This is a genomic window from Microbacterium umsixpiens, from assembly GCF_053543675.1.
In genome coordinates this window covers 32991-45791 of record NZ_JBLVOH010000150.1, presented here as the reverse complement: position 1 = coordinate 45791, position 12801 = coordinate 32991, and the positions used below count along the sequence as shown (strand labels likewise).

Genomic DNA, 12801 nt, shown 5'->3' with positions numbered 1-12801 from the left:
GCGACGACGTCTCCGGGACGAGCGCCGTCGCGGGTGACCGGAGCCCGACCCTCGAGATCCCCGAGCGCCGTCACCGCGATGGTCAGCACATCCGACACCGTGAGGTCTCCGCCGACCACGGCGCAGCCCGGCGCCAGCGCGTCACACGCGTCACGGAAGCCGTCAGCGAGACGCTCGACGAAGGAGAGACGCAGATCCCGGGGAACAGCCAGTGCGACGAGAAGAGCCGTCGGACGCGCCCCCATCGCCGCGACGTCCGCGAGGTTCACGGCCGCGGCCTTCCAACCGAGGTCGTAACCGCTGGACCACGCGAGACGGAAGTCCGGCCCGTGCACGAGCGTGTCGGTCGTCGCCACCACGCTGCCCGATGGCGTCGCGATCACGGCGGCATCGTCCCCCGGCCCGACGAGGGTATGCGCGGCCGGCGCGGTGCGGGTGAGGATCGCCTGCAGGATGCGTCCTTCGGAGACATCGCCCAGGCGCGGATCATCGGCTTCGGGTCGGGAGGGCATGCTGTCAAAGGTAGCCTGGAAGCATGCCTCGTTCCCGTCGCCTCGCTGCCCTCGCAGGCGCGGTGATCCTCTCCGCCGCCCTCGCCGGATGCTCCACGACCGTGCACCTCGAACCGGCCGATGACGCGAACGATCCGGCGTGCGCCTCGGTCTCGGTGCTGCTGCCGGACAGCGTCGCCGGGTTCGACCGGGTGTGGACGGATGCCCAGGCCACAGGCGCATGGGGAGAGCCCACCACCGTCGCCCTGCGCTGCGGTGTCGAGCCGCCGGCCCCTTCCGCACTCGTCTGCACCACGCTCGGCGGCGTCGACTGGCTGGTCCTCGAGCAGGAGGAGGAGCGGCAGCGCCTGGTCACTTACGGGCGCGAGCCCGCGGTCGAGGTCAACATCCGTCGGGGTGAGCAGATCGACTTCCAATCCATCGTGGACTCGATCTCCACGAGCATCCAGTCAGGACTGGCGCCGGCGACGGCGAAGTGCACCGACCGCGTCGAGTTCCCCGCGAGCTGACCGCAGGAGGCGCGCCGGCGTCAGCGCCGCAGACCCGCCTCGACAAGCTCGGTGATCAGTTCGCCGTAGCTCAGGCCGGACGCCACCCAGCACTTCGGGAACATCGAGATCGGGGTGAAGCCCGGCATCGTGTTGAGCTCGTTGACGACGAGGGTGCCCTCGGGGGTCAGGAACATGTCGACGCGGGCGAGCCCCCGGCCGTCGACGGCCTCGAACGCGCGGAGGCCCGCCTCCTGGATCGCCGCCGTCTCCGCTTCGGTCAACTCGGCCGGGCAGATGACGTCGACGCCGTCGCCCCCGAGGTACTTGCCCTCGAAGTCGTAGAATCCCCGCGAGGTGAGGACGACTTCTCCCGGGAGGGAGGCGCGCACCCCTTCCGCGGTCTCGAGCACGGCGACCTCGATCTCACGGCCGCTCACTCCGGTCTCGATGAGCACCTTGTCGTCTTCGGCGAGCGCCACAGCCAGCGCAGCGTCGAGTTCGTCAGCGACCTCGACCTTGGACACGCCGACGCTCGAGCCCGCACGAGCAGGCTTCACGAACAGCGGCAGGCCGAGGGCGGCGGTGCGTACGCGGACGTCCGCCGCGTCCCGCTCCCAGTCCGCACGGCGCACGGTCACCCAGGGCGCCACCGAGATGCCGGCGGCCTGCAGAGCGATCTTCATGAAGTGCTTGTCCATGCACAGCGCGGAGTCGAGGACGCCGCCGCCGGCGTAGGGCACCTCGAGGGTGTCGAAGTACCCCTGGATGGTGCCGTCCTCGCCGTGCTGACCGTGCAGGATCGGGAGCACGACGTCGACGGCACCGAGGCCGACGACGGAGCCGTCGACCTGCACGACGCGCAAAGTGCGGTCGCCGCCCGGTTCGGGCCACAGAACACGCGTGCCGTTGTCGACGACCTCAGGAAGGTGCGCGGCGTCCAGCGGGAACTTCGCGGGATCATCGTCCTCCAGGACGAACGCCCCCTCGCGGGTGATCCCCACCGGGATCACCGAGTAGCGGTCGCGATCAATCGCGCCCAGCACGCCCCCCGCCGTTGCGGAACTGATCGAATGCTCGCTGGAGCGCCCGCCGAAGAGCACCACCACCGTCTGCTTGTCCATGATTGGTCCTCTCACCCTGCGGGGTGTCGTCGTCCGTCGTCAGGTGGGGTGCGATGTCTCTCGGATCCATCTTGCCGTCGAGCACCATCTTCACCTGCTCGACGATGGGCATGTCGACCTCGGCCTCGCGTGCGAGCTGCAGGATCGGCGCGACCGATGCCAGCCCCTCCGCCGTCTGCTGCATCTGCTTCACGACGTCCTGGAAGCTGTATCCCTGGCCGAGCAGACGCCCGGCCGTATTGTTGCGGCTCAGCGGCGACTGGCAGGTGGCGATCAGGTCTCCGAGGCCGGCGAGTCCCTGCAACGTCTCCGGGTGTGCACCGTTCGCCACGGCGAAGTCCGTCATCTCGACGAGGCCGCGGGTGATGATCGAGGCCTTGGTGTTCTCGCCGTAGCCGACGCCGTCGACGATGCCGATGGCGACCGCGATCAGATTCTTGAGAACGCCACCGAACTCGGTGCCGATCACGTCGGTGTTCACGAACGTGCGGAAGTAGCTGTTCCGCGCGGCGCGCGCGACGGTGTCCGCCGTCTCCTGGCTCCGCGAGGAGATCACGGCAGCGGTCGGCTGCTCGCGCGCGATCTCCAACGCGAGGTTCGGACCGGACGCGACCGCGATACGGTCGGGGTCGCAGCGAAGCTCCTGGTGGATCACCTGGCTCATGCGCAAGCCGGTGCCGCGCTCGACGCCCTTCATCAGACTGATGATCTTCGCGTCGCTGTCGGCGAGCAGCGGGCGCAGCGCCTTCAGGTTCTCGCGGAGCGACTGGCTCGGCACCGAGAGGTAGACCTGTTCGACGCCCTCGAGCGACGTCGCGAGCTCGTGAGTGGCCGACATCGTGCGTGGGAGGTTGATGCCGGGCAGATACCGGGAGTTGCGCTTGGCCTCGTTGATCTCCTGCGCGAGCTCGGGTCGTCGGGCCCACATCGTCACCTGGGCGCCGCCGTCGGCGAGGATCTTTCCGAAGGTGGTTCCCCAGCTGCCCGAGCCGATGACCGTGGCCCGGGGGCCTACCGGAGCGGTTCTCTTAGGAGTCAAGGCGTCCGGTCTCCTTCTGCCCGTGGCTCGCGGGGTTCCATCGCTCCGCGGGTGCCTTCTCGTCACGCAGCTCCTCCAGGAGCGCCGTGATCGCGTTCATCAGTCGGTTCGATGCCTCGGTGAGGGCCGCCGGCTCCCCGGCGCGGTCCCGCAGATCGGAGACATCGACGGGATCGCCGATGATCACTCGCACGGGCTTGCGCAGCGGCCAGAGGCTGAGGGCCTTCTGATAGCGCCCCATGATCGCCTGCGTACCCCACTGCGCCATCGGGATCAGGGGGATGCCGTCGGCGAGGGCCAGACGCACCGCGCCGGACTTGCCGCGCATCGGCCACAGGTCGGGATCACGCGTGAGAGTGCCCTCGGGATACACGATCACTCCGCGCCCGTGCTCCACCAGCTCTTCCGACTGCTTCATCGTCTGGCGGGCCGAACTGGCGGACGAGGTGCGCGCGACCGGGATCATCCCCGTGCGATGCAGGAACCACCCGAGGACGGGAACCTTGAACAGGCTCTCCTTGGCCATGAACCGCGGCGCCCGACCCGCGCGCCACACGGCGACCGCGACGATGAGCGGATCGAATTCGGAGTAGTGGTTCGGCGCCAGGATGAACGACCCGTGCTGCGGGAGCTTCTCGGCGCCGGTGACCCGGATCTTCGCGATCAGCGAGACGGGCGGGATCACCAGCGCCGCGAGCGGCCAGAAGATGCTCGGCCGCGTCGTCTCGGATGACCGGGACGTCACCTCGGTCACCGGATGACGTCGAAGTCGGCGCCGAGCGCGTCGAGCTTGGCGAGGAACTTCTCGTAGCCGCGGCTGAGGATATCCACACCCGACACCTGCGACTCGCCCGTGGCGGTCAACGCCGCGATGATGTGGCTGTATCCGCCGCGGAGGTCGGGAACCACGATGTCGGCGCCATGCAGCGGCGTCGGCCCCGTGATGACGGCAGCCTGCTCCAGGTCGCGGCGGGGAACGCGGCGGGGCCCGTCCTGCAGACCGCGGGGGTGCACGACGATGTCGGCACCCATCTTGACCAGCGCGTCCGTGAAGCCCATCCGGTTCTCATACACGGTCTCGTGCACGACGCTACGGCCGTGCGCCTGGGTCAGTGCGACCACGAGGGGCTGCTGCCAGTCGGTCATGAAGCCGGGGTGCACGTCGGTCTCGATGACGACGGGCTTGATGTCACCGTCACGACGGAAGAGGATGCCGTCTTCCTGGATATCGAACCAGCCGCCCGCCTTGCGGAAGATGTTGAGGAACGTCAGCATCTCCTGCTGCTTGGCACCGCCGACGAAGATCTCGCCGTCGGTGGCCAGAGCCGCGGATGCCCACGAGGCCGCCTCGTTGCGGTCGAAGATCGACCGGTGGTCGTAGCCGCGGAGCTTCTCGACGCCCTCGATGACGATGACGCGGTTCGGCTCGTAGGAGATGATCGCGCCCATCTTCTGCAGGACCGCGATCAGGTCCATGATCTCGGGCTCGATGGCGGCGTTGCGCAGCTCCGTCACGCCCTCGGCGCGGACCGCGGTGAGCAGCACCTGCTCCGTGGCGCCGACACTCGGGTACGGGAGGTGGATGTTCGCACCGTGCAGGCGGCTTCCGCCCGTCGAGAGGCGGATGCCACTGGGGAGCTTCTCGACGATGGCGCCGAACTTGCGGAGCGCATCCAGGTGGAAGTCGATAGGGCGGTCGCCGATACGGCATCCACCCAGGTCGGGGATGAACGCCTGACCGAGACGGTGCAGGAGCGGCCCGCAGAAGAGGATCGGAATGCGGGAGGCGCCGGCGTGGGCGTCGATCTCCTCGAAGTGGGCCGACTCGACATCACTCGGGTCGAAGACGAGCGAGCCGGGCTCATCGCCCTCGCTGACGCGCACACCGTGTACCTCGAGCAGCGAGCGCACGACGGCGACATCGCTGATCGCCGGCACATCGCGCAGGGTGCTCACGGTCTCGCCGAGGAGCGAGGCGACCATGGCCTTGGTGGCCAGGTTCTTCGCCCCCTTGACGTCGACGCGACCGCGAAGCGGGCGTCCGCCTCGAATGGCGAGGACGTCTCCGGTGAGTGCAGGGACTCCGTCCGGGAGAGCGTCGCGCACAGGTGTCGTCATTCGGAGCCTCACTTCATTTACGGATTTCGGGGGCGGGTTGCCCCTGGGCTCCCCCGCCCCCGCCGTTTACTGAACGGGAAGGGTTCGGGGCCGCCACGACTCGCGACGGGCCTCGAACTGCGCGATCTTGTCTTCGTTGCGCAGCGTGAGCCCGATGTCATCGAGCCCTTCGAGGAGCCGCCATCTAGTGTAATCGTCGATCCCGATCTCGGCCTGGACGTCACCGATCGACGCGCTGCGCGCCTCGAGGTCGACCGTCATCTGCGCCCCGGGATTCCGGTCGATCTCCGCCCAGATCCGCTCGAGATCCTCTTCCGAGATCGTCGCCGCGAGAAGGCCCTGCTTGCCCGAGTTCCCGCGGAAGATGTCGGCGAAGCGCGGACTGAGGACCACTTTGAATCCGAAGTCGCGCAATGCCCACACGGCGTGCTCACGGCTGGATCCGGTACCGAAGTCCGAACCGGCGACGAGGACGGACGCGCCCTGGAAGTCCGGCTGGTTGAGCACGAACTCCGGGTCCTGTCGCCAGCCGTGGAACAGAGCATCTTCGAAACCCGTCTTCGTGACGCGCTTCAAGAAGACAGCCGGGATGATCTGGTCGGTGTCGACGTTCGAGCGCTTCAGCGGTGCGGCGACGCCCGTGTGCGTGATGAACTTCTCCATGGGTCAGATCCCTTCCGTCAGGTCGCTCGGGCTGGACAGCGTGCCGCGGATCGCGGTCGCGGCGGCGACGAGCGGCGACACGAGGTGCGTGCGCCCTCCCTTGCCCTGCCGTCCTTCGAAGTTGCGGTTCGATGTGGAAGCACAGCGCTCGCCCGGTGCGAGCTGGTCGGGGTTCATGCCCAGACACATCGAGCATCCGGCGAAGCGCCATTCCGCTCCGAAGTCCGTGATGACCTTGTCGAGGCCCTCTGCCTCGGCCTCCAGGCGTACACGCGCCGACCCGGGGACGACCATGACGCGCACACCGTCGGCCTTCTTCTTGCCCTGGATGATCGATGCGAAGGCGCGCAGGTCCTCGATGCGGCTGTTGGTGCACGACCCCATGAACACGGCGTCGACCGGTACCTCCTTGAGGGGCGTCCCCGGCGTGAGGTCCATGTACTCCAGCGCACGCTCGGCGGCGGCCCGCTCGTTCGGATCGACGATCTCGGCGGGATTCGGCACCGAGGACGACAGCGAGCTGCCCTGACCGGGGTTGGTCCCCCAGGTCACGAACGGCTCGAGCTCGTCGGCGTCGATGAAGACCTCGGCGTCGAAGGTCGCGCCCTCGTCGGTCGGCAGCGTGCGCCAATAGGCCACGGCATCGTCCCAGTCCTGCCCCTTGGGCGCGTGAGGACGGCCCTCGAGATAGGCGAAGGTGGTCTCGTCGGGCGCGACCATGCCGGCCCGGGCTCCGGCCTCGATCGACATGTTGCAGATCGTCATGCGCCCCTCCATGGAGAGGGCGCGGATGGCGCTGCCGCGATACTCGAGCACGTAGCCCTGACCGCCACCGGTGCCGATCTTCGCGATCACGGCGAGGATGATGTCCTTCGCGGTGACGCCGTCACGCAGAGTGCCCTCGACGTTGATCGCCATGGTCTTGAACGGCTTCAGCGGCAGTGTCTGCGTGGCCATGACGTGCTCGACCTCGCTGGTGCCGATGCCGAACGCCATCGCTCCGAACGCGCCGTGCGTCGAGGTGTGGGAATCCCCGCAGACCACCGTGATTCCGGGCATCGTGAGCCCGAGCTGGGGTCCGACGACGTGCACGATGCCCTGTTCCGCGTCACCGAGCGAGTGCAGACGCACCCCGAACTCCGCCGCGTTGCGGCGCAGCGTCTCGATCTGCGTGCGGCTGGTCAGATCGGCGATCGGCTTGTGGATCTCCAGCGTCGGGGTGTTGTGGTCCTCGGTCGCGATCGTCAGGTCGAGGCGGCGGAGCGGCCGCCCTTCGCTGCGGAGGCCGTCGAACGCCTGCGGGCTGGTGACCTCGTGCACGAGGTGCAGGTCGATGTAGATGAGGTCGGGTTCGCCGTTCTCGCCCTTGACGACGAGGTGGTCGTCCCAGACCTTCTCGGCGAGGGTCCTGCGGCGTGCGGAATCGGCACCGTTTGCGGGGGTGGTCATTGCGTGTCTCCTGAGGCTGGCGGTACGGCCCACGATGGACTCCGCGACGAGGAGGGGCTCTAGATCGAGGTCTCGTCGCGGCGCGTAAGAAGAAGGAGCACGGTCCGCATGACGTCAGATTACCACCGCTCGGACGCGCTCCGACCCGTCATGACACTCTGTTGAGCACCGAACGACCGAGAGGCACCGCATGACCGTCGACACCGCCCGCTTCGCCACCCGTGCGGTCCACGCGGCGAGAAGCCGTGAGACGGCCGCCTCGCGCGCGACCCCCATCTATCTGACGGCGGGGTTCGAGTTCGACGACTTCGACCATGCGGCCGACCACTTCAGCACCGGGGCGGGCTTCGGATACACGCGCACGGGCAACCCGACGGTTCGAGCCGTGGAGCGTCAGCGCGCGGCTCTGGAGTCCGGCGCGGACGCGGTGCTGGTCGCGAGCGGGCAGGCGGCGGTCGTGACCGCCCTGCTGACCGTCGTGGGCGCCGGCGACCACATCGTCTCCTCCACGCACATCTATGAGGGCACCCGAGGGCTCTTCCTCGACAACCTGGCTCGCCTCGACATCGAGACGACCTTCGTCGACGACATCGCCGATCCGGACGCCTGGCGGGCGGCGATCCGCCCGAACACCCGCGCGGTGTTCGCCGAATCCGTCGCGAACGCGCGCAACGACGTGCTCGATATCCGCGCCATCAGCGACATCGCCGACGAGTTCGCGATCCCGCTGATCGTGGACAACACCCTGGCGACCCCGGCCCTGCTGCGTCCGATCGAGCACGGCGCGGCGATCGTCGTCCATTCCGCGTCGAAGTTCCTGGCCGGACACGGGTCCGTGCTCGGCGGCGTGATCGTCGACGACGGCCGCTTCGACGCCGAGCACGCGGGCCACAATGCGCCGCACCTCGTGCTGCCGGGTCGCGGCGCCGCGCCCAGTGTCTTCGCTCGCCACGGCGGCCGCGCACGCATCGCCTACGCGCGGGAGTCGGTGGCACCTCGTTTCGGGGCGTCTCCGTCGCCGCTCAACGCCTTCCTGATCGGCCAGGGCGTGGAGACGCTCGGCCTCCGCGTCGAGAGGCAGTCCCGCAACGCCCTCCAGATCGCGCAGTGGCTGGAACGGCACGACGCGGTCGAGAGCGTGGACTACGTCGGACTCCCCTCGCATCCTGACCACGAGATCGGCTCCCGCTACCTCGAAGGCGGATCGGGGTCGATCTTCACCTTCACCCTGCGTGGCGGGTTGCCCGCCGCACGACGGTTCGTCGAGGGCGTGCAGGTCTTCACGCACATGACGCACATCGGTGACGTCCGCTCTCTGGTGCTGCATCCGGCGACGACGAGTCACGCGCAGCGCACGGACGAAGAGCGCGAGGTTCTGGGGGTGCACCCCGGCACGCTGCGGGTGTCGATCGGCATCGAAGACGTCGATGATCTCGTCGCCGACCTCTCCCAGGTGCTGAACGCCGTGCGGGAGACGGTTGCATGAGCCGCCCCCAGCACTTCGGCTGGTTCCTGGCGCGCGGTTTCGGGCCGCAGGGCTGGGGCTATCCGGCTCTCGACTGGGATTACGACTGGACGCGCCCTGAGGTGTACCAGGACGCTGCCCGCACCCTCGAGCAGGCGGGCTTCGACCTGGTCATCATCGAGGACGCGCCGTCGTTGGGGTCGCCGTCGACGATCGATCTACGGGTCCGCCACGCCTTCGGGGGCCCCAAGCACGATCCACTCCTGCTCGCTCCGTATCTCTTCCAGGCGACGAGGCACCTGGGCGTGGTGCCGACGGTCAATCCGGCCGCGTACCTCCCCTACACCGCGGCGCGCCAGTTCGCGACGCTGCAGCATCTGAGCGGGCATCGGCTGGGTCTCAACGTCGTCACCGACACCGGCAGCGCACGACACTTCTCGGACACGCCGCAGCTCGGTCACGACGAGGCGTACGACCGCGCGGAGGAATGGCTCGCCGGAATCCGCGCGCTGTGGCACAGCTGGGACGACGGCGCACTCGTCGCCGACCGCGAGACCGGCGTATACGCCGACGGTGCGAAGCTGCAGCCCGTCCGGCACCGGGGCGAGCACTTCGCGTTCGACGGCCCGCTCAACGCCCTCCCGTTCACGGACGGGGATCCGGCGATCGTCTCCCCCGGTGGCTCCGGGCGCGGACTCGGGTTCGCCGGCGCGAACTCCGATGTGCAGCTCGCGCTGGCTCCGCTGAACGAGAAGTCCGTGCGCGACTACCGTGCCCGGGTGCACGAGGCGGCGATCGCGAAGGGGCGGCAGCCGGAGGACGTCAAGATCCTCTTCGCCATCCAGCCGGTGATCACCACATCGAGCGAGGAGGCGGACCGCATCGTCGCCGCCTCGGCCCATCCCGACGACGCCGCACTGGTGCAGATCGCCCGCAAGCAGTCCAGCGACCTCGAGACCGACCTCACGTCGCTCGACCTCGACAAGGCGCTGGACCTCTCGATCTTCGGCGCCCACGTCTCACGCGGGAGCATCCAGCGCCTGATCGGAGACCGCGGCGAGGACGCCCCGCTGCGCGCACATCTGACGGCGCTCGCCCGCACCGGCCGGATCACGGACCGCTCCGGCTTCGTCGGAACGGCCGAGGAGTTCGCCGACCTGGTCGAAGAGCTCGGCGAGTGGGGCAACGACGGCGTGCTGCTCTGGGGCGACTTCCATCCGGTCACCCTGCACCGCACACTCGATGAGCTCGTGCCCATCCTGCGCCGCCGCGGCATCCTCCGTCGCGAGTATGCGGACGGCGGTCTTCAGGAGAACCTGCGCGCGTTCTGATCGGCGATCCGGCCGACCGTCACCAGCCCAGGGAGCCGGGAACGCCTTTGAAGGGACCGACGACCGACGAGGTGACCCACCCGCCGTAGAACCCACCCGGCTGCGGAACGGCGATCTCTTCCCCGACGGTGCACTCGTCCATCTGCGCCGCATACACGGCGACCCGGTCCATCAGCGCCTCGAAGCCGGGCGCCGGGTGCGGGTAGTTCCAGGCAGCCCCCTGACGCAGGGTTTCTCCACTGCGCACGTCGAAGTAGCGGGCAGCACCCTTGAACTCGCAGAAAGATGCGCCGGGGGCATCGACGAGTGCACCGGGGACGAAGTCGACGATCGGAAGGTAGTACACAGGAGGGTGACTGGCCTCCAGCACGCGCACCGCGCCACGGGTATCGGCGATCAGATGCCCGCCGAGGCGGATCGTGATGCGCTCGGCGACCGGCTCGACGCGCGGCGGCCTCGGGTAGTCCCAGACGGATTCCTGCCCGGGGGCCGGAGTGATCGGGCGAGGTCTGCGCATCTGCGCATCTTACGTCTCTCCGTTCAGATCATCGACCTCACGCGGGACGCCGCACCTCTGCGGTCAGACGAGCGAGACCCCGCTCCCGATCCGTCCATGCCGGCGTGGGCTCACTCGACGGTCGTGGTGGGTCGAGACGCCCGCTTCTCACGCGAGGAGGCGATGAGGCTCGCCACCGTGGCGATGGTCATCGAAGCCAGGATCACGCCGAGCGAGACCATGTTGCTGATGTCGGGCACCCACTCGACGTGCTGACCGCCGTTGATGAACGGCAGCTCGTTGACGTGCAGCGCGTGCAGGATCAGCTTGATGCCGATGAAGCCGAGGATCACGGCGATGCCGTAGTGCAGGTACCGGAGGCGATCGAGGAGGTCGCCCAGCAGGAAGTAGAGCTGGCGCAGACCCATGAGCGCGAAGATGTTGGCCGCGAAGACGAGGAAGCCGTTCGTGGTGATCTCGAAGATCGCCGGGATCGAGTCGATCGCGAAGATCAGATCGGTGACGCCGATCGTGATGAAGACGATCACCATGGGCGTCCACATGCGCTTGCCGTTCACCGTGGTGCGGATCTTCGATCCGTCGTACTCCTCGCTGATGTCGACGCGACGACGGAGCAGGCGCACGATGAAGTTCTCTCGCTTGACCTCGCCCTCATGGTCGCCGTCGGGCATGGCCTGACGGATCGCCGTCCAGATGAGGAATGCGCCGAAGATGTAGAAGATCGGCGAGAAGTTCTCGACGATCGCCACACCGGCGAGGATGAAGAGGCCGCGCAGGATCAGCGCGATGATGATGCCCACCATGAGGACCTGCTGCTGCAGCCGCCGCGGCACGGCGAACTGGGCCATGATCAGGACGAACACGAACAGGTTGTCGATCGACAGGCTGTATTCGAGGGCCCAGCCGGTGATGAAGTCGCCGGCGTTCTGCCAGCCGCCGACGTTGCCCAGCAGAACCGCGAACAGCAGTGCCAGTCCCACGTAGAAGACCACCCACAGGGTGGACTCCTTCGTCGAGGGGATGTGCGGCCGCAGCCGGATGAGGAGCAGGTCGGCGATCAGGATGATCGTGAGGACGACCATCGAGGTGATCTCGAACCAGACGGGGATTTCCAAGGGCGCACGGGCCTTTCGCGGAGGGGTCGGGAATCAGTCGAAAGTCTCTCCCCCGCACAGATGTGCGTCGCGCGCCCGGAGCAGCGATGACGGTGCTCGTGATGACGTTACGCGCGGATCCGGGATACTCCCTCTCGCCCGGGCAATGCTACCGGAGCCGCGGCATCGCGGGGAACAGCGATCGAGACGAATGCGGCGACCGGATCTGAGACGATGAGGCAGCGATCGACACTTCCCTGGTGAGAGACACCGAACGGAATCAGGATGCCCGTGCAGACGAGTGATCAGAAATGGGCGGCGCAGGCCGCGGCCGGCGACGAGAGCGCCTTCCGCGAGCTGTACCGCACACACGTGCGGCCGGTCTACTGGATCGCCCAGGGCATCCTGGCGTCGCCTGCCGACGCGGAGGACGTCACCCAGGAGACGTTCGTCGTCGCCTGGCGCAAGCTCCCCGCCCTCGAGCTCCAGGGTGAGTCGATCCTGCCCTGGCTGGCCACGATCTGCCGCTTCCAGGCCGCGAACCGGCTGCGCCAGCGGCGCCGCGATCAAGCGCACACGGCCGACGCCGTCGACGAGACCCTGCTGCCCGACACGATCAGCGTCGAGGAGCAGATCATCACGGCCGAGCTCGCCGCCCGGATCGCCGTCGAGGTCGGGACCCTGAACGAGCTCGACCGTGAGATCTTCCGCCTGTGCGCGTCCGAGGGCTACGCCTATCAGGCCGCAGCCGAGGAATTGGGCATCACGCACGCTGTCGTCCGCAATCGTCTCTCCCGAGTGCGCACGCGGTTGCGCGGCGCCGTGAAAGAAGTGAGAGACGCATGAACGACCAGAACCCCCGTGGCGAACTGCCGGTGCTGTCGGACGACGCCATCGCCCGCATCGAGACCGCCGTGTTCACCGAGATCGCCGCGGAACGCTCCCCCGCGCATCCGAAGGCCGAGCGCGCTAGGAAGCGCCGCCGCCGCTGGCTCACCGGC

Annotated in this window: 13 protein-coding genes; 4 read left to right on the top strand and 9 right to left on the bottom strand. The window is 68.3% G+C overall.

All coding sequences use genetic code 11. The features are described 5' to 3' along the window. Window positions 1-512, bottom strand: a 512-nt coding sequence (locus tag ACNPM4_RS14915) for a thiamine-phosphate kinase (protein WP_448986171.1), incomplete at its 3' end; no start/stop codon positions are given. 23 nt (window positions 513-535) lie between these two features. On the opposite strand from ACNPM4_RS14915, the gene ACNPM4_RS14910 reads away from it, so the two are divergent. Then, window positions 536-1021 (top strand): DUF3515 family protein, encoded by a 486-nt coding sequence (locus tag ACNPM4_RS14910; protein ID WP_029263541.1) that lies wholly within the window; start codon window positions 536-538, stop codon window positions 1019-1021. Between the two features lie 20 nt (window positions 1022-1041). Here the strand turns inward: ACNPM4_RS14910 and ACNPM4_RS14905 are convergent, their stop codons facing one another. The 6 genes from ACNPM4_RS14905 to leuC all read right to left on the bottom strand — a co-directional run bounded on the left by ACNPM4_RS14905 (window position 1042) and on the right by leuC (window position 7393). Continuing rightward, window positions 1042-2124 carry a D-alanine--D-alanine ligase family protein gene (locus tag ACNPM4_RS14905; RefSeq protein ID WP_448986169.1) on the bottom strand — a complete coding sequence of 361 codons (1083 nt, stop codon included), beginning with the start codon at window positions 2122-2124 and terminating at the stop codon, window positions 1042-1044. After that, window positions 2030-3163 carry an NAD(P)H-dependent glycerol-3-phosphate dehydrogenase gene (locus ACNPM4_RS14900; RefSeq protein WP_029263543.1) on the bottom strand — a complete coding sequence of 378 codons (1134 nt, stop codon included), beginning with the start codon at window positions 3161-3163 and terminating at the stop codon, window positions 2030-2032. Before ACNPM4_RS14900 ends, ACNPM4_RS14905 begins: the two co-directional genes overlap by 95 nt. Then, complete coding sequence (locus tag ACNPM4_RS14895; protein ID WP_448986167.1) at window positions 3153-3917, bottom strand: lysophospholipid acyltransferase family protein; 765 nt, start codon at window positions 3915-3917, stop codon at window positions 3153-3155. Before ACNPM4_RS14895 ends, ACNPM4_RS14900 begins: the two co-directional genes overlap by 11 nt. Then, entirely contained in the window at window positions 3914-5281 is a 1368-nt protein-coding gene (gene murA / locus ACNPM4_RS14890; RefSeq protein WP_029263545.1) for a UDP-N-acetylglucosamine 1-carboxyvinyltransferase, read from the bottom strand. The genes ACNPM4_RS14895 and murA overlap by 4 nt, the downstream gene beginning before the upstream one ends. 66 nt (window positions 5282-5347) lie before the next feature. Further along, window positions 5348-5944 (bottom strand): 3-isopropylmalate dehydratase small subunit, encoded by a 597-nt coding sequence (gene leuD / locus ACNPM4_RS14885; RefSeq protein WP_029263546.1) that lies wholly within the window; start codon window positions 5942-5944, stop codon window positions 5348-5350. A gap of 3 nt (window positions 5945-5947) precedes the next feature. Further along, window positions 5948-7393 carry a 3-isopropylmalate dehydratase large subunit gene (leuC, locus tag ACNPM4_RS14880; protein ID WP_029263547.1) on the bottom strand — a complete coding sequence of 482 codons (1446 nt, stop codon included), beginning with the start codon at window positions 7391-7393 and terminating at the stop codon, window positions 5948-5950. Window positions 7394-7583: 190 nt separating this feature from the next. Here leuC and ACNPM4_RS14875 point away from each other — a divergent pair, with 190 nt between their 5' ends. Together ACNPM4_RS14875 and ACNPM4_RS14870 are read left to right on the top strand one after the other, a co-directional pair. Then, the gene (locus tag ACNPM4_RS14875; RefSeq protein WP_448986165.1) at window positions 7584-8879 is read left to right on the top strand and encodes an O-acetylhomoserine aminocarboxypropyltransferase/cysteine synthase family protein; all 1296 of its coding nucleotides are present in this window, start codon (window positions 7584-7586) and stop codon (window positions 8877-8879) included. Further along, on the top strand, window positions 8876-10189 hold the full coding sequence (locus tag ACNPM4_RS14870; RefSeq protein WP_448986164.1) for an LLM class flavin-dependent oxidoreductase: 1314 nt from the start codon (window positions 8876-8878) through the stop codon (window positions 10187-10189). Before ACNPM4_RS14875 ends, ACNPM4_RS14870 begins: the two co-directional genes overlap by 4 nt. A gap of 19 nt (window positions 10190-10208) precedes the next feature. On the opposite strand, the gene ACNPM4_RS14865 is transcribed toward ACNPM4_RS14870, so the two are convergent. Both ACNPM4_RS14865 and ACNPM4_RS14860 read right to left on the bottom strand, forming a co-directional pair. Then, complete coding sequence (locus ACNPM4_RS14865) at window positions 10209-10706, bottom strand: DUF427 domain-containing protein (RefSeq protein ID WP_448986162.1); 498 nt, start codon at window positions 10704-10706, stop codon at window positions 10209-10211. Between the two features lie 110 nt (window positions 10707-10816). Then, window positions 10817-11821 carry a TerC/Alx family metal homeostasis membrane protein gene (locus ACNPM4_RS14860; RefSeq protein ID WP_029263551.1) on the bottom strand — a complete coding sequence of 335 codons (1005 nt, stop codon included), beginning with the start codon at window positions 11819-11821 and terminating at the stop codon, window positions 10817-10819. 264 nt (window positions 11822-12085) lie between these two features. Here ACNPM4_RS14860 and ACNPM4_RS14855 point away from each other — a divergent pair, with 264 nt between their 5' ends. Further along, window positions 12086-12646 (top strand): RNA polymerase sigma factor, encoded by a 561-nt coding sequence (locus ACNPM4_RS14855; protein ID WP_448986161.1) that lies wholly within the window; start codon window positions 12086-12088, stop codon window positions 12644-12646. Window positions 12647-12801 lie beyond the last annotated feature (155 nt).

Coding starts and splice junctions, on each gene's coding strand:
- ACNPM4_RS14910 (WP_029263541.1), top strand. CDS start 536: ATGCCTCGTTCCCGTCGCCTCGCTGCCCTCGCAGGCGCGGTGATCCTC.
- ACNPM4_RS14905 (WP_448986169.1), bottom strand. CDS start 2,124: ATGGACAAGCAGACGGTGGTGGTGCTCTTCGGCGGGCGCTCCAGCGAG.
- murA (WP_029263545.1), bottom strand. CDS start 5,281: ATGACGACACCTGTGCGCGACGCTCTCCCGGACGGAGTCCCTGCACTC.
- leuD (WP_029263546.1), bottom strand. CDS start 5,944: ATGGAGAAGTTCATCACGCACACGGGCGTCGCCGCACCGCTGAAGCGC.
- leuC (WP_029263547.1), bottom strand. CDS start 7,393: ATGACCACCCCCGCAAACGGTGCCGATTCCGCACGCCGCAGGACCCTC.
- ACNPM4_RS14875 (WP_448986165.1), top strand. CDS start 7,584: ATGACCGTCGACACCGCCCGCTTCGCCACCCGTGCGGTCCACGCGGCG.
- ACNPM4_RS14870 (WP_448986164.1), top strand. CDS start 8,876: ATGAGCCGCCCCCAGCACTTCGGCTGGTTCCTGGCGCGCGGTTTCGGG.
- ACNPM4_RS14865 (WP_448986162.1), bottom strand. CDS start 10,706: ATGCGCAGACCTCGCCCGATCACTCCGGCCCCCGGGCAGGAATCCGTC.
- ACNPM4_RS14855 (WP_448986161.1), top strand. CDS start 12,086: ATGCCCGTGCAGACGAGTGATCAGAAATGGGCGGCGCAGGCCGCGGCC.